Origin of the sequence: Variovorax sp. RKNM96, from assembly GCF_017161115.1 — a bacterium.
Taxonomy (GTDB): Bacteria; Pseudomonadota; Gammaproteobacteria; order Burkholderiales; family Burkholderiaceae_C; genus Variovorax.
Genome location: NZ_CP046508.1, coordinates 3186206 through 3204093, shown reverse-complemented (window position 1 = coordinate 3204093; position 17888 = coordinate 3186206). Strand labels below are relative to the sequence as shown.

Below are 17888 nucleotides of genomic sequence, written 5' to 3'. Positions count from 1 at the left end.
GGCAGACGCGTGCGGCGTCCCCCAGCCCCATGAAAAAAGACAACATCCCCCTCTTCTTCGCCATCCTGCAGGCGGCCAATCCCAACCCCGAGACCGAGCTCGAATACGACACCCCCTTCGAACTGCTGGCCGCCGTGCTGCTCTCGGCGCAGGCCACCGACGTGGGCGTGAACAAGGCCACGCGCAAGCTCTTCCCGGTGGCCAACACGCCGCAGGCGATCCTGGAACTGGGCGTCGAGGGCCTGGAGGGCTACATCAAGACCATCGGGCTCTACCGCAGCAAGGCCAAGCACCTGATCGAGGCCTGCCGCATGCTGGTGGAACTGCACGGCGGCGAGGTGCCTAAGACCCGTGCGGAGCTCGAAGCCTTGCCCGGCGTCGGCCGCAAGACGGCCAACGTGGTGCTCAACGTGGCATTCGGCGAGCCGACCATGGCGGTCGACACCCACATCTTCCGCGTGGGCAACCGCACCGGGCTCGCGCCGGGCAAGACGCCGCTGGAGGTGGAACTCAAGCTGGAGAAGCGCGTCCCACCGGAGTACCGTCTGCACGCGCACCATTGGCTCATCCTGCATGGCCGCTATATCTGCGTGGCGCGCAAGCCGCGCTGCTGGGAATGCGCGGTGGCCGCGTATTGCGATTTCAAACCCAAGACACCGGCTCCAAAAACCGCCTGACACTGTACGAATGACGACCTCGAAGAATCACTGCACCGTCCTCGCCGCCGCCCTGCTCTCGGCAGCCGCCTTCCTGCCGGCCGCGGCCTGGTCGCAGCAAGGCGGCAAGGGGCTGTCACCCGATGCCATGGCGGCCTACGGCGGCCGCTGGTCGACCGCGTGCGCCGATGCGTCCGCACCCACGCTGCAGGTGCGAGAGGACCAGTTGATCGTCACCAGCGGCAAGCGACGCGTGGTCGGGCAGGAACCCGATGCGGTCCACAGCCTCTTCGGCAACAGCCAGCCCCCGGCGCGCTTCGACGTCGCGCTGATGAGCCATGTCGACAAGGCCGGCGCCCTGACCTTCCTGGTCTTTCGCGAGGCGCGCGGGCAGTCCATCACGCTGGATGCCGCGAAGCCGGTGGAGGGGCAACTGGGGCCCGACCTGATGAAGCTGCGTTACTGGCGATGCGACGGCGCGGCGCGCGCCGCGCTGCCGTCCGTGGAACCCGCAGCGACGAAACCACCGCCTCCGCCCACGGGCAGCCCTGCCGCGCTCGCGCAGGGTCCCGCGATGCAGAAAGCCTGGCGCGCCGCACTGGGCGCCAAGGAAAACGACCGCTGGCTGGTGCGTCGCGAAGGCCCGGCGCCCGAGCCGCAATGGGTCACGGTGGACGGCACGCGCTATGTGCAGCACGCCTTCTGCAAGCCGCACGACTGCTTCGACAACAACGCTGTCGCGCTCTACGACCAGGGCTCGGGCCGCATCTACGGGCTGGTGCAGCGCAACGGAAAGAACACCCTCGTGGGCGCGCCACCACAGGCGCTGGCGCCGCAGCTGGACAAGCTCTGGCGCGAACAGTGGCGGCAGAAGAACTGAGCTGACGGGGGCGCGCTCCTGGGTTGGACCGCTTCGAGTCGCAGTCAGCCGGCAGGAGGATGCTCGAAGGTGAGCCAGCCACCGAATGCCAGCTCGCCGGCAGGCCAGTCGGCGGCAGTTGCAGGGCAACGGACGCCGCGCTGCAGCAGCGTCACCGCGCGCAGCACGCCGGCGTGCGTGACCCACAGCGCGTCGCCCTCGCCCGAACACCATTCGTCGTGCGCTTCGGCCGTGCGCTGCATGAAGGCGCGCACGCTCTCGCCGCTCGCACCGGCGATGCCATCGGCGAAATTGCCGGTCCAGGCCTCGAACTCCTCGCGCCCGATGGCGGACCATGGCCGCCCTTCCCACGCGCCGAAGCTCATCTCCGCCAGACGGGCATCGTGCTGCACGGCCAGATCCGGGCGCAGTGCCGCGATGGCGCCGGCCAATGCGGCGCAGCGCCGCAGCGGCGAACTGCGCAGTGCGATGCCGACGGGCAGCAAGGGCGCGATGCGTTGCGCGGCGGCCAGCGTGGCCTCGGCCTCCGCTTCGAGGTCGGTCGCGCCGTAGCAGAGGCCGGGCTCCGCGATCACGGGTGCATGGCGCAGGAGCCAGAGTTTTCTCATGCCTGCCAGGCGAGCGCGAGATAGATCGCAAGCTCGCACACCTGCTGGGTCGCGCCCAAGCCGTCGCCGGTGAAACCCTGCAGACGCCGCAGGAAGAGGCGCGCCATCCAGCCCGCTGCCAGGGCAACCGCCAACAAGGCGGCACCAACGTGCACGACGTCATGCGCACACAGCAGCAGCGCCACGGCGGGCACCGACCACAGCACCGCGACGACCAACGCCCCGCCACTGATCGCATCGGCCAGCGGCTTCGCCTTGCTCGCCCCGCTGTCGCCCACATAGGGCAGCCAGCGGATCAGGAACAGCGGCGCGAGCCGCGACAGCACATGCGCGCCGACGATCGCCACGCCCACCGTCTCCAGCCCGCGCCCGGCCAATGTGGCGAGCAGCGCGAACTTGAGACCGAGCGCCAGCACCAGCGCCACCGCACCGAAGGCGCCGACGCGCGAGTCCTTCATGATCTCCAGCGCCCGGTCGCGGTTGGCCGAGCCGCCCAGGCCATCGGCGACGTCGGCAAGGCCGTCTTCATGGAAGGCGCCGGTCAACATCACGGTGGCGACGGTGCTCAGCAGCGCCGCGACGAAGGCGCCCGCCACGCTCTGCAAGCCGACGCCCACGGCCACGAAGACCAGCGCAGCCACGCCGCCCACCAGCCATCCGATGCCCGGCAGATGCGCCGCGCTCGCGCGCAGCATCTGCGGGCTGAACCCGACCCACGCTGCGAGCGAACCGGTCACCGGCACGCGGGTGAAGAACTGCAGTGCGAGCAGGAAGTGGCGAATGCCGTTCATCAGGCTCAGGTTTCCTTGCGCGAGACGCCCGCCGCCTCGAAGCTGGCCATCTCGCGCAGGATGCGGCAGGCCGATTCAAGCAGCGGCCAGGCCAGCGCGCCGCCCGAGCCTTCGCCCAGGCGAAGGTCCAGGTTCAGCAAGGGCTCCAGGCCGAGGTGCTTCAGCAGCAGCGCATGGCCCGGTTCGGCCGAGCTGTGCGCAGCGACGCAGCGCTGCGCCACATGCGGCTGCAGCGCCTGTGCGACGAGCACCGCGGCGCTGGCGATGAAGCCGTCGACCACGATCACGCGGCGTTCCTCGGCCGCCTGCAGCACCGCGCCGACCAGCGTGGCGACCTCGAAACCGCCGAATGCGGCGAGCACATCGAGCGGTTCAGTCGCGGCGGAATGCAATGCGAGCACTTCGCTCAGCACGTCCCGCTTGCGTGCGAGCCCCGCCGCGTCGAGACCGGTGCCCGCGCCGGTGCAGGCTCCGATGTCCAGCCCCGCGAGCCGTGCCAACAGCAGCGCCGCCGACGAGCTGTTGCCGATGCCCATCTCGCCCAGCAGCAAGGCATTGCCCGGCAGCGCGCGCACCACCTCGCGGCCGTTGGCGATGGCTTTTGCGCATTGCTCGGCGGTCATCGCAGGGCCGGCCGACGCATCCGCCGTACCGGCAGCGATCCGCCGCGACACCAGCCCCGGGCGAGGCTGAAAGTCGCGCCGCACGCCGCAATCGACCACCGTCAACGCCAGCCCATGCTGCCGCGCCAGCACGCTGACCGCCGCGCCACCCGCAAGGAAGTTCTCGACCATCTGCCAGGTCACATCGCTCGGAAATGCCGAGACGCCACGCGCCGCCAGCCCATGGTCGCCCGCACAGACCAGCATCTGCGGTGCTTCGAGCACCGGCGCTTCGCTGCCGAGGATCGTGCCGATCCGCACGGCCAGGGTTTCGAGCCGGCCGAGCGCGCCGAGCGGCTTGGTCTTGTTGTCGATCGCGCTCTGCAGGCGAGCCGCGAGTGCTGCGTCGGTGGTGTCGGAAATGGAGGGAATGGTGTCGTTCATGCAATGAGGCCGGCAAGCACGCCGGCGTCGAAATGGGTGTCGATGAAATCGGCCAGGCCGTCGAAGGTGCTGTCGAGCGTGGGCGCCGCAGCACCGAACAGCGCATGCAGCACCGCGGCATCTTCGAACAGCCCGTGAAGGTAGAGCCCGAGCACGTTGCCGCGCGCGTTCTGCCAGGCCAGTCCTTCGGGCATCACCGCGTGGCCGTCGTGTGCCAGTTGGGGATGTGCGGCGGTCTGGCCGTGGTGGATCTCGTAGCCGGCCATCGGCACATCCGACAGTGCGGCCCAGTCGCCGGCCAGCGTGCCGAAGGTGGCCACGCGGTGGCGCACGGTCTTCTCGCGCTCGAACACCGTCACCAGCGGTAGCAGGCCGAGGCCCGGTGCGTTGCCGTCGATGCCATGCGGATCGACCAGCGCCTCGCCCAGCATCTGCAGCCCGCCGCAGATGCCCAGCACCACGCCGCCGCGTGCCGCATGCGCGGCCACGGCGCTGTCCAGCCCCTGCGCGCGCAGCCAGGCCAGGTCGCCGCTCGTGTGCTTGGAACCGGGGAGCACGATCCAGTCGGCGCCGGCCACGTCGGCAGGCGTGCGCGCCCAGAGCAGCCGCACACCAGGCACGTTCTTGAGCGACTGGAACTCGTCGAGGTTGCTGATGCGCGGATACGCGATGACCGCCACCGTCCGCGTGACCGTGCCGCTCGCGCGGCTGCGGTCGTCGAACACGCCGTCTTCCTCGGGCAATCCGTGCTGCCACCACATCGGCAATGTGGCGACCGTGGGCACGCCGGTCAGCGCCTGCAGCTTCTCGGGCGCGGGCGACAGCAGCGAGGCGTCGCCGCGGAATTTGTTGAGCACGAAGCCGTGCAGCAGCGCGCGGTCGGCCTCGGGCATCAGCGCCCAGGTGCCGTAGAGGTGGGCGAAGGCGCCGCCCCGGTCGATGTCCGTCGCCAGCAGGCAGCGGGCCTCGGCATGCCGGGCCACGCGCAGGTTGACGATGTCGCTCGCCATCAGGTTGATCTCGGCCGGCGATCCCGCGCCTTCGATCACGACCACGTCGTTTTCCGCACGCAGCTCGTCGAGCGCCCCGGCGATCTGCGGCCAGACGCGTTCGCTGCGGCCGCGCCAAGGCAAGGCTGAAAGTGTTTCGCTCACCTGCCCCATCAGGACGACCTGGCTGTGGGTGTCGCGCTCGGGCTTGAGCAGCAGCGGGTTCATGCGCACGTCGGGCACCGCATTCGCGGCCAGGGCCTGGAAGTACTGGGCACTGCCGATCTCGCCGCCATCGACCACGCGGGCGTTGTTGCTCATGTTCTGGGCCTTGAAGGGCGCCACTTTCAGCCCCTGCCGCGCATACCAGCGGCACAGCGCCGTGGCCAGCCAGCTCTTGCCGGCGCCGCTGGTGGTGCCCAGGACCATGACGCACCGCGCCGGCCCATTTTTCGCCGTTGAACTCATGGGCCGGATTGTCGTTGAGCGCCAGCGCGCCCCGAGTCGGGCGGCCGAAATGCGGCATCTTTCACGCCGCCCACCGGGGGCGCCGTTGCTTTTTGAATCCAGGGTGACCGTTTGTCCGTATACAAGTCACATCAATGCCTTGCGACCACGGACCCATGCCTGCCCTCAACGACCTGGCGCTCACGGTCGAGGAACGCGAGCCGGGCCAGTTCTACTGGACCCTGCTCGAAGCCCTCGACAACAGCGGCCATTCAGACCTTCACGACACCCTCGATTACCGGGTGTGCCGCTCGGCCGCCAAACCGCAGGCCAGCTACTCCAACGCCCTGGCCATGGGCGTCGCGGAGCTGCAGAAGATCAGCGCGTCGCCACCTTCTGCGGCGTCGTAGCCGAAGCGGTCGCCGCCGGCACTTCCCAGGTACCGCCGATCGCGCGGATCAGGCCCACGGCCGCCTGGTACTGCGCCGACTTCACCTGCAGCGCCTGGCGCCGGTTGCGCAGTTCGCTCCGGCGTGCGTCGAGCAGGTCGAGCTGGCTGATGTAGCCATTGCGATAGCGCGTGTCCGACAGGCTCGTCGCCCGCTGGGCCGACGACACCGCCTTGGCCTGCACCACCGACTGCTCCTGCAGGATGCGGATCGCGGCCAGCTGGTCTTCGACCTCCTGGAACGCCACCAGCACCTGCGTGCGGTAGCTGGCGATCGCGCCGTCGAGCTGGGCATTGGCGCCCTGCACGCCGGCTTCGCGGCGGCCGCCGTCGAAGATCGGCAGCGACAGCAGCGCACCCACGCCCCACGAACGGGCCGACCACTTGAAGAGGTCGCCGATCTCGGGCGAGGCGTAGCCGGCGGCGCCGGTCAGCGAGATGTCCGGGAACCACGCGGCCTGCGCCACGCCGACGCGGGCCTGCGCGGCCAGCACCGCGTTCTGCGCGGCCGACACGTCGGGCCGGCGCGTGAGCACCGTGCCGGGCACGCCCGGCGGAATCGCCGGCAGCGCCGTCGCCCATTCGTCGGTGCGCACGCCGAAGCTGGAGGCCGAATCGCCCACCAGCACCGCGAGCGAGTGCTCGACCTGGGCACGTTGGCGGTCAAGCGCCAGCGCGTCGGATTCGGTGGACGACACCTCGGTCTGCACGCGCGCCACGTCCAGCTCGGCGATGTCGCCGGCGGCCTGGCGGCGCTGCGTGAGGCGCAGCGTGTCGCTGTAGGCCTCGACGGTCTCGCGCATCAGGGCGCGTTCGGCATCGAGCGCGCGCAGTTGCAGATAGGTCTGCGCCACTTCGGCCTGCACCGCGAGGCGCGTGCTCTGCAGCAGGGCTTCGCGGCCCACCGCGTCGAGCTTGGCCGCGTTGCTCGCGCCCGAGAGGCGGCCGAACAGGTCGAGCTCGTACGAGAAGGTGGCGCCCGCGTTGGTCATCGTGGCCGGCGAGACGCTGGCCGTGGCCTTGTCGAGACCCGCGCCGCGGTTGGCGCCGGCGCTCAGGCCGATCTGCGGCAGCCGGTCGGCGTTGGCACTGCGCGCCAGCGCGCGGGCCTCGGCCAGCCGCGCCGCGGCGCCCTGGATGTTGTTGTTGTTGACGTCGGCCTTCTCGACCAGCGCATTGAGCACCGGATCGTTGAACGCCAGCCACCAGGCGCCGCGCGCCTGGGCTTCCGAAGGCAGTGCCTTCGTGAAGCCGGCGGGCGGCGTAGCGCCCTGCTCCTTGAACTGCGCCGTGGTCTGGATTTCCGGCACGCCCGAGGGCACGGTGGCGCAGCCGGCCAGTGCCAGGGCTGCCACCAGCGGCAGCAAGGCGCCGCGGACCCAAGGTTGGAATGCGAATTTCATGATGAACTTTCTTCTTGATCGGTTAGGCGATCAGTCATGCGACTCGTGCGAGGGACGCGGCGAGGCCGGCACCGGGTGCAGCCCACCACCGCCCGAACCACCGTGCGACGACGGCGCCGGAGCGGCCGGATGGCCCGCCGAAACGAACTCCTCGCCATGCGGCACTTCGCCATGCAGCTTGAGCGGCTTGTTGCCCGCGAGGCGGCGCAGCAGCACATAGAACACCGGCGTGAGGAACAGGCCGAAGGCCGTCACGCCGATCATCCCGGCGAACACCGCCACGCCCATGGCCTTGCGCATCTCCGAGCCCGCGCCGGTCGAGAGCACGAGGGGCAGCACACCCATCACGAAGGCCAGCGAGGTCATCAGGATCGGGCGCAGGCGCAGGCGGCTCGCTTCGATCGCGGCCTGGATGGGCGTGCGTCCGGCGAACTCCAGCTCCCGTGCGAACTCCACGATCAGGATCGCGTTCTTCGCACTCAGCCCCACCAGCACGATCAGCCCGATCTGCGTGAAGACGTTGTTGTCACCCCCCGATATCCATACGCCCGCCATCGCGGCCATGATGCCCATGGGCACGATCAGGATGATCGCGATCGGCAGCGTCAGGCTCTCGTACTGCGCGGCGAGCACCAGGAACACCAGCAGGATGGCCAGCGGGAACACCAGGAAGGCGGAGTTGCCGGCCAGGATTTCCTGGTAGGTCAGCTCGGTCCACTCGAAGCTCACGCCCTTGGGCAGCGTCTCGGCCGCGATCTTGGTGATCACGTCCTGCGCCTGGCCCGACGAGTAGCCGGGCGCCGGGCCGCCGTTGATGTCGGCCGCGAGGTAGCCGTTGTAGCGCATGGCGCGTTCCGGACCGAAGGTCGAGTTGACCTTCATCAGCGCAGCCAGCGGCACCATCTCGCCCGAGGTCGAGCGCACCTTCAGGAGGCCCACGTCTTCGGCACGGGCGCGGTAAGGCGCATCGGCCTGGACGCGCACGGAATACGTACGGCCGAACTTGTTGAAGTCGTTGGCATACAGGCTACCGAGGTAGATCTGCATCGTGTCGAAGATGTCCGTCACCGGCACGCCGAGCTGGCGGGCCTTGGTGCGGTCGATGTCCGCGTACAGCTGCGGCACGTTGACCTGCCAGCTCGTGAACATGCCCGTGAGCTCAGGGGCAGCCTGCGCCTTGGCCATGAAGGCCTTCACCGCGGCGTCCATCTGGTCGTAGCCGACCGAGGCGCGGTCTTCGATCTGCAGCTTGAAGCCACCCGTGGTGCCCAGGCCCGCCACCGGTGGCGGCGGGAACATCACGATGAACGCGTCCTGGATGCTCGAGAAGGCGCCGTTGAGCTGGCCGGCCACCGCACCGCCGCTCTGGTCGGGGCGCTTGCGCTGGTCGAAGGGCTTGAGCGTGGCGAACACGATGCCCGAGTTGGAGCTGTTGGTGAAGCCGTTGATCGACAGGCCCGGGAAGGCGATGGCGTCTTCCACGTTCGGGTTCTTCTTCATGATCTCGCCCATGCGCTGGATCACTTCGTCGGTGCGGTCGAGCGTGGCGCCGTCGGGCAGCTGGGCAAAACCGATCAGGTATTGCTTGTCCTGCGCCGGCACGAAACCGCCGGGCACCGCCTTGAAGAGGCCGAAGGTCACCGCGATCAGCGCGACGTAGATCGCCAGCATCAGCGCCTTGCGCGAGATGACGTTCTTCACGCCGCCGCTGTAGGCCTCCGAACCGCGATGGAAGAGGCGGTTGAAGCCGCGGAAGAGCCAGCCGAAGGCCTTGTCCATGCCGCGGGTCAGCGCGTCCTTGGGCTGGTCATGGCCGCGCAGCAGCAAGGCGGCGAGCGCGGGCGACAACGTCAGCGAGTTGATCGCCGAGATCACCGTCGAAATCGCGATGGTCACCGCGAACTGGCGATAGAACTGGCCCGTGAGGCCGCTGATGAAAGCGAGCGGAACGAACACGGCCACCAGCACCAGCGCGATCGCGATGATGGGCCCGGACACTTCGCGCATCGCTCGGTACGTGGCTTCACGCGGCGTCAATCCAGCTTCGATGTTCCGCTCGACGTTCTCCACCACCACGATGGCGTCGTCCACCACGATGCCGATCGCCAGCACCAGCCCGAACAGGCTCAGCGCATTGATCGAGAAACCGAGGATGTGCAGCACCGCGAAGGTACCGATCACCGACACCGGCACGGCCAGCAGCGGAATGATCGACGCGCGCCACGTCTGCAGGAACAGGATCACGACCAGCACCACCAGCATGATGGCTTCGAGCAGGGTGTGTATCACCGATTCGATCGACGCACGCACGAACTGCGTCGGGTCGTAGGCGATGCGGTATTCCAGGCCTTCGGGCATGTTCTTGTTGAGCTCGGCCATCGTCTTGCGAACGTTGGCCGAGATGTCGAGCGCGTTGGAGCCCGGCGCCTGGAACACGCCCATGCCGACGGCCGGGTCGTTGTTCAGCAGCGAACGCAGCGAGTAGTCGGCGGCGCCCATTTCGAGGCGGCCGATGTCGCGCAGGCGGGTCACGGCGCCGTCGGTGCCGCTCTTGACGATGATGTCGCCGAATTCTTCTTCGCTCTGCAGGCGCCCTTGCGCATTGATGGAGAGCTGCATGTCCACGCCCGAGAGACCCGGCGAAGCGCCGACCACGCCGGCCGCGGCCTGCACGTTCTGTCCGCGGATCGCAGCCACCACGTCGCTCGCCGAGAGGCCGCGCTGCGCGACCTTCTGCGGGTCGAGCCAGACGCGCATCGAGTAGTCGCCGCCGCCGAAGATCTGCACCTGGCCCACGCCTTCGATGCGCGCGAGCGGGTCCTTCACGTTCAGCACCGCGTAGTTGCGCAGGTAGTTGATGTCGTAGCGGTTGTTCGGCGACACGAGGTGGACCACCATCGTGAGGTCAGGCGCGCTCTTGACGGTCGTGATGCCCAGGCGCCGCACTTCCTCGGGCAGGCGCGGCTCGGCTTGCGAAACGCGGTTCTGCACGAGCTGCTGGGCCTTGTCGGGGTCGGTGCCCAGGCGGAAGGTGACGGTGAGCGTGAGCACGCCGTCGGTCGTTGCCTGGCTGCCCATGTAGAGCATGCCTTCGACGCCGTTGATCTGCTCTTCCAGCGGCGTGGCCACGGTTTCGGCGATCACCTTGGGGTTGGCGCCCGGGTACTGGGCGCGCACCACCACCGAAGGCGGCGCGACTTCCGGGTACTCCGAGATCGGCAGCCCGCGCAGCGCGATCAGGCCGGCTATCAGCATCAATAGCGACAGCACGCCGGCAAAGATCGGCCGGTCGATGAAGAATTTAGAGAGATTCATGTTGGTTCTCCGGCGGGCGCAAGAGCGCCCCCTCCGAGTTCATCGAATTCGATTCAGGACTTCGCGGCTTCGGCCACGCGTTCCGGTTGTTGTTGCTTCGTGTCCGCCTTGGCGTCCATCGTCACCGTCTGCGGCGCCAGCAGGGCACCCGGGCGGATGTGCTGCAGGCCGTTGACCACGACGCGATCGCCGGCCTTCAGGCCCTTGCTCACGACACGCAGGCCATTGATCGATGCGCCGAGCGCCACTTCGCGGTAGACGGCCTTGCTGTCTTCACCCACGACCATCACGAACTTCTTGTTCTGGTCGGTGCCGATGGCGCGTTCGCTCACCAGCAGCGCGGTGTCGTTGCGCGCCTGGCCCATGCGGATGCGGGCGAACTGGCCGGGGATGAGCGCGCCGTCCTTGTTGTCGAAGGAAGCTCGGACACGCACGGTTCCGCTACGGGCGTCGACCTGGTTGTCGATCAGCTGCAGCTTGCCGGTGAAGGGCGTGCCGTCCAGGCCGGCGGTGCCCATCTGCACGGGAATCGTGTCGATCTGGCCGCGGGCGCCGGCGTTGGCCGGCAGGTCCTTCAGGGCGCGGGTGACGACCTGCTCGTCGGCATCGAAGCTCGCGTAGATCGGGCTCACCGACACCAGCGTGGTCAGCACCGGCGCGCCGGGGCCCGCGGCGACGAGGTTGCCCACCGTCACTTCGAGCTTGCCGATACGGCCGGACACCGGCGCGCGCACCTGGGTGTAGCCCAGGCTCAGGCGTGCAGTCTGCAGCGAGGCCTGCGCGGCGCGCAGGTTGGCTTCGGCTTCGCGGCCGGCGTTCACGCGCTCGTCGAGTTCACGCTGGGCGATGGCCTGCTCGTCCCACAGGCGCTTGGCGCGTTCCTGCTCGCTGCGGCTGAACGCCTGGCGGGCCTGCGCCGAGGCGACCTGCGCTTCGGCACGTTCCACTTCGGCGGCGTACGGTGCGGGGTCGATGGTGATCAGCAGGTCGCCCTGCTTGACCAGCGCGCCTTCACGGAAGTGCACCGCCTGCACGGCGCCCGCCACGCGGGATCGCACATCGACGCGTTCGACCGCTTCGAGGCGGCCGGAGAACTCGTCCCAGGCGTTGATCTGGCTCGATGCGACGGTCGCGACCGACACCGGGGTGCCCTGTTGCGCAGCCACCGGCGCGGTGGCCTCGGCCTTGAAGCTGTACATGCCGACGACGGCGGCGGCCACCGCCAGCAGTGCGGTCAGGCCGGTCACGGCGGGCCACAGGCCCTTGCGGGCGGCGGAAGAGAGCTTTTGTTGATCGTTGTTCGACATGATGTTTCGTCCTTCTCGATGACTTTTTGGGATGCAACAGGCCACCCCGGTGCTTTTGGCACCAGGAGGCGGATTTCGGGGAAAAGAGGGGCCGGACGCCCGCCTCAGGGGAGGCGGCGGCTGTCAGTGGGCGGTGCTGACTCTTGCGGGTCTAGCTGGGCTCGGGCGCCGCGGGAGGCGCCGTCGTCGCACTGAAGAACTCGCGAAAGTGCTGCTGCACGTTGGCCGCGCAGTCCCGACAACCCTCGTTGTCGGGGTCGTACAGCGCCTTGGGCCAGTTCGCCGCGCCGGGCAGCACGCTGCTGGTGACCTCGATGCCGGCTGCGCGCAAGCGGCCCGCGAAGGTCATGGCCTCGTCGCGCATCGCGTCGTCCTGCCCCACCAGCACCAGCGCGGGTGCCAGGGCAGAGAGGCGCAGCGATCCGCTCGGCACCGCGTAGGGGTGCGTCGCGTTCGAGGGGCAGCTCAGGTACTTTTCCCAGCCGCTGGCCCAGCGGCATTCGGGAGCGTCGTTGGTGGCCTTGCGCAGCGACGCGGTGCCTGCGCACGGGTCGAGCATCGGCGACAGCAGGATCTGGCCTGCCAGCGGCGGATGGGCCCGGTCACGGGCGATCAGCGCGACCGCCGCGGCCAGGTTGCCACCGGCTTCCTCGCCGGCCAGATAGACCAGCGCGCCCTTGCCGCCCAGCTTGGTGCGTTGCTTGTAGAGCCATTCGAGGGCGGCATAGCCGACTTCGATGGGTTCGGGGAACGGCTCCAGCGGATAGGCCAGCGAGACCACCACCGCGCCCGCACCGGCCAGCAGCCGGCCCACGTTGCGCCCGTTGTCCAGGCCGCCGCACACGAAGGTGCCGCCGTGGAAATGCAGCACCAGGGGTGCCGTGTCGCTCTTGGCGCGCTGTCCGTAGACACGCGCGGCCACCGGTTCGCGACCGGGCAGCTCGATCAGAAGATCGGCTTCCACGCCTTGCACCGCGGCAGCAGCAGCGGCAGCTTCGGCAGAACGGGACGATGGAACGGGTGACATGGACGACCTCAGGGTGATGGGCGATGGTTGAAATATAAGGCGCGGTGTGTGACATGAAACAGGCAACCTGACCCCACTCTGTTTCCAAACGGCTAACAATCCGTATGCCACGGGGGGTTGAACGCCTTGTGTGAGAATCCGCCTCCCTCCGGCGTGGGCCGGGTACCAGAACAGGCATTCGATGGATCAAATCCAGGCCATGCGCATCTTTGTCCGCGTCGTGGAGGCCGGCACTTTCACCCGGGCCGCGGACTCGCTCGCCCTGCCCAAGGGGACGGTCACCAAGCAGATCCAGGCGCTGGAATCGCGCCTGCGCGTGAAGTTGCTCAACCGCACCACCCGCCGCGTGACGGTCACGCCCGATGGCGCCGCCTACTTCGAGCGCGCCGCGCGCCTGCTGAACGACTTCGACGACATGGAAGCCAGCATGACCAATGCGCAGGCCAGCCCCACGGGGCGGCTGCGCATCGACGTCGGGACATCGGTGGCCCGGCAGATCATCCTGCCCAACCTGGCCAGCTTCTGCGACCGCTACCCCGACATCCAGGTCGACCTGGGCGTGAGCGACCGCACGGTCGACCTGATCAGCGACAACGTCGACTGCGTGATCCGCGCCGGCGAACTCAGCGACCAGTCGCTGGTGGCCCGGCGCATCGGCACCCTGCATTTCGTGACGGTGGCCTCCCCCGCGTACATCAAGCGCTATGGCGCACCGCAGCATCCGAACGACATCGAGAAGCGCCACACGGTGGTGAGCTACTTCTCGGGCACCACGCGGCGCATCTACCCGCATGAGTTCCACAAGGGCGACGAGCGCATCGAGCTGAATGGGCCTTACCGGGTGTCGGTGAACGAGAGCAACGCGCACATCGCGGCGGTGCTCGGCGGCTTCGGCATTTCGCAGTGCATCACCTTCATGGCGGAGCCGCATCTGGAAAGCGGCGAGCTGATCGAGGTGCTGCCCGACTGGAGCCGCGACCCGCTGCCGATCCATGTGGTCTATCCGCCGAACCGCCACCTGAGCGCGAAGGTGCGGGCGTTCGTGGATTGGGCGGCCGAACTGTTCGCCAAGAACCCGAGGCTGCAGCGCCGCTGAACGCGCTTGCGCTTGCATCTGCAAGCCGGAACAGGTACACCGACCGAGGCCCCATGCCGCCTCGCATGACATCGCTTGGAAGCGCTCGGGCCAGGTAGTTCTTTTTATCTAGCCACCCAACGAAGGGGAGCCATGATTCATCAGATCCAAGTGAATGGAAAGATGCGGCGCGTCGACGTGGACGACGACACGCCGCTGCTCTGGGTCCTGCGCGACCATCTCCAGTTGACCGGCACCAAGTTCGGCTGCGGCGTCGCCCAGTGCGGCGCCTGCACCGTGCACATGGACGGCCAGCCGCTGCGCTCCTGCTCGATCCCGGTGTCCGCGGTCGGCAAGCGCGCCATCACCACCATCGAGGGCGCGACCAGTCGCGAGGCCAAGGCGGTGCAGGCCGCATGGATCGCGCGCGACGTGCCGCAGTGCGGCTACTGCCAGTCGGGCCAGATCATGAGCGCGGTCGCGCTGCTGAAAGAAGTGAAAAAGCCGACCGACCGCGACATCGACCTCGCGATGAACGGCAACCTCTGCCGATGTGCGACCTATGTGCGGATCCGCGCGGCCATCCACGACGCGGCACGCGCGCTGCAGGGGTGATGCGATGAGCGCAACAAGCACCCTCTCGCGCCGCACGCTGCTGCAGGCCACCACCGGCCTGCTGATCGGCGTCTACCTGACGCCTGCCACCCGCGCCGCCCAGGCCACCGCTTCCAAGGCCAAGGCCGCCGCGCTCGCACCCAACGCCTTCGTGCGCGTCTCCACCGACAACACCGTCACCGTGCTCGTGAAGCACATCGAATTCGGCCAGGGCCCGATGACCGGCCTCACCACGCTCGTGGCCGAGGAGATGGATGCCGACTGGTCGCAGATGCGCGCCGAGCACGCGCCCGCCGACGCCAAGCTCTACAACAACCTCTCCTTCGGGCCTCTGCAGGGCACGGGCGGTTCGAGCGCCGTGGCCAATTCGTACGAGCAGATGCGCAAGGCCGGTGCGGTCGCACGCGCGATGCTGGTGCAGGCTGCCGCCAACACGTGGAAGGTGCCCGCCTCCGACATTGCGGTGGAACGCGGCGTGCTGCGCCACGTGGCCTCGCGGCGCCAAGGCCGCTTCGGCCAGTTCGCGGTGGCCGCGTCGAAGCTGCCCGTGCCGCAGGACGCGCCGTTGAAAGACCCGTCGTCCTTCCGCCTCATCGGCCGCGAAGGCGCGGTCAAGAAGCTCGACGTGCCCGGCAAGACCAACGGCACCGCGCAGTTCGGGATGGACATCCACGAGCCCGGCATGCTCACCGTCATGGTGGCGCGGTCGCCGCGCTTCGGCGGCAAGGTCACGTCGTTCGATGCGACGGCCACGCGCGCAGTCAACGGCGTGGTCGACGTCAAGCAGATCTCTGCCGGCGTGGCTGTCTACGCGAAAGACACCTGGTCGGCCATCAAGGGCCGCGAGAAACTGAAGGTCGTGTGGGACGACGCGGCCGCGGAGAAGCGCAGCAGCGCGCAGATCGTGGAGGACTACCGGCAGCTCGCACGCACCACCGGCACCGTGGCCGCGAGCCAGGGCGACGTGGCATCGAAGGTGGCCGGCGAGCGGGTGGTCGAGACCGAGTACGTCTTTCCCTACCTCGCGCACGGCCCGATGGAGCCGCTGAACGGCTTTCTCGTGTGGGACGGCCAGCGCGTGAAGGCGCGCTACGGCAGCCAGATCCAGACGCTCGACCAGATGCAGATCGCCAAGGTCTTCGGCATCAAGCCCGAGGACGTCGAGATCCAGACCATGCTCGCGGGCGGCAGCTTCGGGCGGCGCATCGACCTGGGCCACGACATGATCCTGGACCTGGCCGAAGCGGCTAAGGCGCTCGGCCCCAACAAGCCGGTGAAGATCGTCTGGACGCGCGAGGACGACATCACCGGCGGCTTCTACCGCCCCGCGTTCGTGCATCGATTGCGCGGCGTGCTGCGCGACGGCAAGGTGGCCTCGTGGAGCAACACCATCGTGGGCCAGTCTTTCGTCATCGGCACCGCCTTCGAGATCATGATGAAAGACGGCATCGACGGCACCATGGTCGAGGGCGCCAAGAGCATTCCCTACGACATTCCCAACTTCCGCTGCGACGCGCACATCGCCAAGGGCAGCGTGCCCGTGACCTCGTGGCGCTCGGTGGGCAGCACGCACACGGCCTACGCCACCGAGTGCTTCATCGACCAGTTGCTCGAGACGGCCGGGCTCGATCCGGTCGACGGGCGCCTCTCGCTCATGGGCAAGTCGGCGCGCCACGCGGGCGTGCTGAAGGCCGTGGCCGAGATGGCGAAATGGTCGGGCACCCAGCCCGAACGCGGACGCGCGCGCGGCGTGGCGGTGGCCGAATCCTTCGGCACCTTCGTCGCGGAAATCGCCGAAGTGTCGATGAGCGAGAACGGCGAGCCGCGCGTGCACAAGGTGTGGTGCGCGGTGGACTGCGGCACGGTGGTCAACCCCGACATCGTGCGCGCGCAGATGGAAGGCGGCATCGGCTTCGGGCTCGGCCACATCCTCTACGCGCAGGTGAGCCTGGACGAAGGCCGGCCGGTGCAGCGCAACTTCAACACCTACCGGTCGCTGCGCATCCAGGAGATGCCCGAGATCGAGGTGAAGATCATCGATTCGAAAGAGAAGCCCACCGGCGTCGGCGAACCCGGCGTGCCGCCGATCGGGCCTGCGGTAGCGAATGCGCTGGCGCGGCTCGGGAAGCCGCGGCCTTCGCAGTTGCCGATGGTCAGGGGGGACGCATGATGAAGCGCTTCTTTTCTTTCTCCGCCGCCCTGCTCTCGCTGGTGTTCGCAGGCCATGCCTTCGCGCAGCTCGCACCGCCGGCCAATCCCACCACGCTCAAGCCCGCGTCCGAGTTCGACCGCATCGAGAACAAGCAGGACCGCGCGGCCGCCCTCTTCATCGAGGCCGGCAAGGTCATCAACAGCCCGCGCTGCCAGAACTGCCACCCCGGCGGCGAACGCCCCACGCAGACCGATGCGATGAACCCGCACCAGCCCTGGGTGATACGCGGCGCCGACGGCTTCGGCGCGCCGGGCATGCGCTGCGCCACCTGCCACCAGGCCGCCAACTTCGAAAGCTCGGGCGTGCCGGGCCATCCGAAGTGGCACCTGGCGCCGGCCTCGATGGCGTGGCAGGGCAAGTCGCTCGCGCAGATCTGCGAGCAGATCAAGGACAAGTCGCGCAACGACAACATGGACCTCGCCGCGCTGGTCAAGCACATGTCGGAAGACACGCTGGTCGGCTGGGCCTGGAAGCCGGGCGCGAACCGCACGCCGGCGCCGGGGACGCAGGTGCAGTTCGGGGCCCTGATACGGGCCTGGGCGGAGGCTGGGGCTTATTGCCCGAAGTCCTGAGGCTTCACCGCCTCACTCGGCCGCGGCATACACCGGCTCGCAGCGCACATCGGTCTTCACCGAGTTCGCGATGAAGCACTCCTCGTGCGCGCGGTGGTGCATGTGCTCGATCTGCTCGCGCGTCGGCAGGTTCTCGCCCGAGAAGGTCACCTCGGGCCGGAGCGTGACGACCGTCATGGCCATCTTGCCTTCCGCGTTTTTCTCCATGACGCCGGTTGCCGCGTCGAAATAGCGGTCGACGCAGAACTTGCGCTTCACCGCCATCGTCAGGAACCAGAGCATGTGGCAGCTCGAGAGCGACGCGACGAAGGCTTCTTCCGGATCGACCGCCGACGCATCGGAGAACGGCAGCGGCACCACATGCGGCGACGACGAACCCGCCCATTCCGCACCGCCGTCGAAGCGCAGCGAGTGCCTGCGGCTGTAGGTGTTGGCCAGGAAATCCTGGTCGCCTCGTTGCCACAGGACTTCTGCGGTGTATTCGGACATGGTGGTCG

The 17888-nt window shown here is 68.5% G+C and carries 16 protein-coding genes; 7 read left to right on the top strand and 9 right to left on the bottom strand.

The genetic code is table 11. The features are described from left to right. Positions 1–29 precede the first annotated feature (29 nt). Together nth and GNX71_RS14740 are read left to right on the top strand one after the other, a co-directional pair. Positions 30–677, top strand: coding sequence for an endonuclease III (nth, locus tag GNX71_RS14745; protein ID WP_206179000.1), 648 nt, complete (start codon positions 30–32; stop codon positions 675–677). A 10-nt stretch (positions 678–687) separates the two neighbouring features. Next, a complete protein-coding gene (locus GNX71_RS14740; RefSeq protein ID WP_206178999.1) occupies positions 688–1536 on the top strand; it encodes an Ivy family c-type lysozyme inhibitor in 849 nt (282 codons plus the stop codon). 44 nt (positions 1537–1580) lie between these two features. Here GNX71_RS14740 and GNX71_RS14735 read toward each other — a convergent pair whose 3' ends face one another. From GNX71_RS14735 to GNX71_RS14720, 4 genes are read right to left on the bottom strand one after another with little or no spacing between them, the layout of a single operon-like run. Beyond that, a complete protein-coding gene (locus GNX71_RS14735; RefSeq protein WP_206178998.1) occupies positions 1581–2144 on the bottom strand; it encodes a histidine phosphatase family protein in 564 nt (187 codons plus the stop codon). Next, the gene (locus GNX71_RS14730; protein ID WP_206178997.1) at positions 2141–2935 is read right to left on the bottom strand and encodes an adenosylcobinamide-GDP ribazoletransferase; all 795 of its coding nucleotides are present in this window, start codon (positions 2933–2935) and stop codon (positions 2141–2143) included. Before GNX71_RS14730 ends, GNX71_RS14735 begins: the two co-directional genes overlap by 4 nt. A 5-nt stretch (positions 2936–2940) precedes the next feature. Next, entirely contained in the window at positions 2941–3981 is a 1041-nt protein-coding gene (cobT, locus tag GNX71_RS14725) for a nicotinate-nucleotide--dimethylbenzimidazole phosphoribosyltransferase (protein WP_206178996.1), read from the bottom strand. Further along, entirely contained in the window at positions 3978–5438 is a 1461-nt protein-coding gene (locus GNX71_RS14720; protein WP_206178995.1) for a cobyric acid synthase, read from the bottom strand. The genes cobT and GNX71_RS14720 overlap by 4 nt, the downstream gene beginning before the upstream one ends. Before the next feature lie 155 nt (positions 5439–5593). Here GNX71_RS14720 and GNX71_RS14715 point away from each other — a divergent pair, with 155 nt between their 5' ends. Then, positions 5594–5827, top strand: coding sequence for a hypothetical protein (locus GNX71_RS14715; RefSeq protein ID WP_206178994.1), 234 nt, complete (start codon positions 5594–5596; stop codon positions 5825–5827). Here the strand turns inward: GNX71_RS14715 and GNX71_RS14710 are convergent. The 4 genes from GNX71_RS14710 to GNX71_RS14695 all read right to left on the bottom strand — a co-directional run bounded on the left by GNX71_RS14710 (position 5796) and on the right by GNX71_RS14695 (position 12917). Then, positions 5796–7268, bottom strand: coding sequence for an efflux transporter outer membrane subunit (locus tag GNX71_RS14710; protein ID WP_206178993.1), 1473 nt, complete (start codon positions 7266–7268; stop codon positions 5796–5798). The genes GNX71_RS14715 and GNX71_RS14710 overlap by 32 nt on opposite strands. A gap of 30 nt (positions 7269–7298) precedes the next feature. Further along, a complete protein-coding gene (locus GNX71_RS14705) occupies positions 7299–10583 on the bottom strand; it encodes an efflux RND transporter permease subunit (protein WP_206178992.1) in 3285 nt (1094 codons plus the stop codon). A gap of 53 nt (positions 10584–10636) precedes the next feature. Continuing rightward, on the bottom strand, positions 10637–11890 hold the full coding sequence (locus GNX71_RS14700; protein ID WP_206178991.1) for an efflux RND transporter periplasmic adaptor subunit: 1254 nt from the start codon (positions 11888–11890) through the stop codon (positions 10637–10639). Positions 11891–12041: 151 nt separating this feature from the next. Continuing rightward, complete coding sequence (locus GNX71_RS14695; protein ID WP_206178990.1) at positions 12042–12917, bottom strand: alpha/beta hydrolase; 876 nt, start codon at positions 12915–12917, stop codon at positions 12042–12044. Positions 12918–13098: 181 nt separating this feature from the next. Here GNX71_RS14695 and GNX71_RS14690 point away from each other — a divergent pair, with 181 nt between their 5' ends. The 4 genes from GNX71_RS14690 (at position 13099) to GNX71_RS14675 (ending at position 17391) form a co-directional block, all read left to right on the top strand. Continuing rightward, a complete protein-coding gene (locus GNX71_RS14690; RefSeq protein ID WP_206178989.1) occupies positions 13099–14013 on the top strand; it encodes a LysR family transcriptional regulator in 915 nt (304 codons plus the stop codon). Positions 14014–14145: 132 nt separating this feature from the next. After that, the gene (locus GNX71_RS14685; RefSeq protein WP_206178988.1) at positions 14146–14607 is read left to right on the top strand and encodes a (2Fe-2S)-binding protein; all 462 of its coding nucleotides are present in this window, start codon (positions 14146–14148) and stop codon (positions 14605–14607) included. Between the two features lie 4 nt (positions 14608–14611). Further along, positions 14612–16777 (top strand): xanthine dehydrogenase family protein molybdopterin-binding subunit, encoded by a 2166-nt coding sequence (locus GNX71_RS14680; RefSeq protein ID WP_206178987.1) that lies wholly within the window; start codon positions 14612–14614, stop codon positions 16775–16777. Further along, positions 16774–17391, top strand: coding sequence for an Isoquinoline 1-oxidoreductase subunit (locus tag GNX71_RS14675; protein WP_206178986.1), 618 nt, complete (start codon positions 16774–16776; stop codon positions 17389–17391). The genes GNX71_RS14680 and GNX71_RS14675 overlap by 4 nt, the downstream gene beginning before the upstream one ends. A gap of 12 nt (positions 17392–17403) precedes the next feature. Here GNX71_RS14675 and GNX71_RS14670 read toward each other — a convergent pair whose 3' ends face one another. Beyond that, positions 17404–17880, bottom strand: coding sequence for an OsmC family protein (locus tag GNX71_RS14670; RefSeq protein WP_206178985.1), 477 nt, complete (start codon positions 17878–17880; stop codon positions 17404–17406). Between the last annotated feature and the right edge of the window lie 8 nt (positions 17881–17888).

What these genes read in the sequence shown, in the direction of transcription:
- GNX71_RS14685 (WP_206178988.1), top strand. Translation starts at nt 14,146, where the DNA reads ATGATTCATCAGATCCAAGTGAATGGAAAGATGCGGCGCGTCGACGTG.
- GNX71_RS14690 (WP_206178989.1), top strand. Translation starts at nt 13,099, where the DNA reads ATGGATCAAATCCAGGCCATGCGCATCTTTGTCCGCGTCGTGGAGGCC.
- GNX71_RS14680 (WP_206178987.1), top strand. Translation starts at nt 14,612, where the DNA reads ATGAGCGCAACAAGCACCCTCTCGCGCCGCACGCTGCTGCAGGCCACC.
- nth (WP_206179000.1), top strand. Translation starts at nt 30, where the DNA reads ATGAAAAAAGACAACATCCCCCTCTTCTTCGCCATCCTGCAGGCGGCC.
- GNX71_RS14730 (WP_206178997.1), bottom strand. Translation starts at nt 2,935, where the DNA reads ATGAACGGCATTCGCCACTTCCTGCTCGCACTGCAGTTCTTCACCCGC.
- GNX71_RS14735 (WP_206178998.1), bottom strand. Translation starts at nt 2,144, where the DNA reads ATGAGAAAACTCTGGCTCCTGCGCCATGCACCCGTGATCGCGGAGCCC.
- cobT (WP_206178996.1), bottom strand. Translation starts at nt 3,981, where the DNA reads ATGAACGACACCATTCCCTCCATTTCCGACACCACCGACGCAGCACTC.
- GNX71_RS14670 (WP_206178985.1), bottom strand. Translation starts at nt 17,880, where the DNA reads ATGTCCGAATACACCGCAGAAGTCCTGTGGCAACGAGGCGACCAGGAT.
- GNX71_RS14710 (WP_206178993.1), bottom strand. Translation starts at nt 7,268, where the DNA reads ATGAAATTCGCATTCCAACCTTGGGTCCGCGGCGCCTTGCTGCCGCTG.
- GNX71_RS14715 (WP_206178994.1), top strand. Translation starts at nt 5,594, where the DNA reads ATGCCTGCCCTCAACGACCTGGCGCTCACGGTCGAGGAACGCGAGCCG.
- GNX71_RS14705 (WP_206178992.1), bottom strand. Translation starts at nt 10,583, where the DNA reads ATGAATCTCTCTAAATTCTTCATCGACCGGCCGATCTTTGCCGGCGTG.
- GNX71_RS14675 (WP_206178986.1), top strand. Translation starts at nt 16,774, where the DNA reads ATGATGAAGCGCTTCTTTTCTTTCTCCGCCGCCCTGCTCTCGCTGGTG.
- GNX71_RS14695 (WP_206178990.1), bottom strand. Translation starts at nt 12,917, where the DNA reads ATGTCACCCGTTCCATCGTCCCGTTCTGCCGAAGCTGCCGCTGCTGCT.
- GNX71_RS14720 (WP_206178995.1), bottom strand. Translation starts at nt 5,438, where the DNA reads ATGAGTTCAACGGCGAAAAATGGGCCGGCGCGGTGCGTCATGGTCCTG.
- GNX71_RS14700 (WP_206178991.1), bottom strand. Translation starts at nt 11,890, where the DNA reads ATGTCGAACAACGATCAACAAAAGCTCTCTTCCGCCGCCCGCAAGGGC.
- GNX71_RS14740 (WP_206178999.1), top strand. Translation starts at nt 688, where the DNA reads ATGACGACCTCGAAGAATCACTGCACCGTCCTCGCCGCCGCCCTGCTC.